A 1,109-nucleotide genomic window follows, 5' to 3' on the forward strand; every position below is an offset into this window, starting at 1 on the left:
GATCTATTTGACCTTGTAGGTAATTCAAAAAGCCAATCATAGCCTTTGGACTTGAATAGTCGATTTGTGGTGTTACTACTTGCTTTACACGCTTTTCACATTCGATAAAGTATAAACGGGCTTCTCTCCCTTTCTTATTGTTCTCCACCATAGAAAGTTCTTTGGCTCTATCAAGTGTGAGATAGTAGTTAATCGCGATAACAGCCCTAGATTTTGCGCTCGCCAAATTTGGCGACCGCAAATCTTGTGTTTTTACAAAGTCTTGTCCTTCTATAAAATTGTATCTGGTAATACGGTCCTTAATCCAATTTGAAAAGTCACGTTTTGCCTCTAAGAATGCATGCAGATCACGTGCATTTACTGTTTGAACTATTTCCTGATCAATGATTTGTTCTTTAATCTCTATGGGAGTGTTCATGATGAACTCCTATGCAGTCTGTTTAATTTTATTTTTAAGATGCATCATGATAGCTGCTCGTATTTCAGGTCTCGAAAAATCGATTTGGGGATTAGCTGCTTGCTCTTCTAATTTTTTCCAATAATCTATGATTTTTGCGCGTAACACAGTGTTATAACCTAAAATGACAATAAGAGATTCACGTTTAGGAAGATGATAACAAGGAAGAGTACGACCTGTTGAATCTTTGTATAATCCAGCAAAATTACTCAGGTCGATTTTAAGTTCGCTAAATAGTTTACGAATATCTTGCATTACATGGCCATGTCTTTTACCGCATAACTCTGCAATTTCAATGCTAGACATGGTTGGAATTGTTTCGTGTTTGTTTGTATTTTGCTGGATAGCAATTAGCTTTTCCATTACGGACCTCATATTGGGTGGGATTGATGGGAAAAAGGGGGCGCTTTTTCAAACGCCCTTAAGAATTTTAAAGCACATCACAAGGACGCAAACGGTGTTGTTGTTCATAAGTACCGTAAATCTCATCATTATATTTTTCGTCTGCGATCTCGTCTAAAAGTTCTTGGTAAGCATCACTTTCGAGTACAAAGTCATGAACTTTACTCTCCTCGTGGAGATGTTCGATATTTTCTTTTACATATGCTTCTGCAATTTCTTCAGAGATATCTTCACAATTATTCTCAGAAGG

General features: G+C 36.9%; 2 protein-coding genes and 1 pseudogene. All 3 read right to left on the reverse strand.

Going from position 1 to position 1,109, the window contains the following annotated elements; translation table 11 throughout:
* Positions 1-418 (reverse strand): antA/AntB antirepressor family protein (locus ACFINZ_RS09850; RefSeq protein ID WP_375701421.1); only part of this gene is annotated, 418 nt, incomplete at its 3' end.
* 9 nt (positions 419-427) lie between these two features.
* On the reverse strand, positions 428-763 hold the full coding sequence (locus ACFINZ_RS09855; protein ID WP_375635163.1) for a Rha family transcriptional regulator: 336 nt from the start codon (positions 761-763) through the stop codon (positions 428-430).
* 124 nt (positions 764-887) lie between these two features.
* Positions 888-1,109: pseudogene (locus ACFINZ_RS09860) on the reverse strand (hypothetical protein); the annotation flags it as partial.

Source organism: Bartonella sp. AA81SXKL, from assembly GCF_042196945.1.
In the GTDB taxonomy this organism is placed as follows: Bacteria; Pseudomonadota; Alphaproteobacteria; order Rhizobiales; family Rhizobiaceae; genus Bartonella.